The following is a 727-nucleotide window of genomic DNA, read 5'->3' as shown; positions in this document are numbered from 1 at the left end:
GCCCCCCTCGCCGAAATCCACGAGGGCGACTACGCCACCGGACTGGCGGGCATCGGCGCCGGCCACCTCGCCCTCGCCGCCCTGACCGGCGACGACAACCACACCGACGTCGCCGCCGAATGCGCCCGCCGCCTGGCCGCCGCCGACCACCGGCTCGCGGTCGCCGAGACCGCGACCCCGCCCGCGGCCATCGTCATCGGCCTCGGCTACGCCCATGGCCGCGCCGGCATCACCTCCTTCCTGCTCGCCCACCACGCCGCCACCGGCGACCCGGGCGTCCTGGAGACGATCAACGAGCACCTCGTCGTGCTGCGTGCACGCCTGCCCGAGCTCTGCGACGCCGCCCTGCGGCCCGCCGCACGCCCGATGAGCGCTTCCTGGTGCCAGGGCCTGGCCGGAATCGGCACCGCCCTGCTGCACGCCGCCACCGCCCTGGGCGACGCCACCGATCTGCACCTGGCCCGCCGCGCCGCCACCGCCTGCCTGCACACCGCCCCCCGCATGAACATCGTCACCCAGTGCTGCGGTATGGCCGGCATCGGCGAACTACTCATCGACCTGGCCGCCGCCACCGGCGACTCCACCCACCTCCAGCACGCTCACCACGTCCTCACCCTCATGACCACCCGCTGCGGCGGCACCCCCGACCAGCCCGAATACCCCGCCAACTCCCTCACCACCACCAGCGCCGCCTGGGGCACCGGCACCAGCGGCATCCTCACCCTCC

General features: G+C 74.8%; 1 protein-coding gene. It reads left to right on the top strand.

Going from position 1 to position 727, the window contains the following annotated elements; genetic code table 11:
- A partial coding sequence (locus tag E1298_RS47385) for a lanthionine synthetase LanC family protein (protein ID WP_279499847.1) occupies nt 1-727 on the top strand: 727 nt, incomplete at both ends.

Source organism: Actinomadura rubrisoli, from assembly GCF_004349215.1.
Taxonomy (GTDB): domain Bacteria; phylum Actinomycetota; class Actinomycetes; order Streptosporangiales; family Streptosporangiaceae; genus Spirillospora; species Spirillospora rubrisoli.
This window is presented reverse-complemented; position numbering and strand designations above follow the sequence as displayed.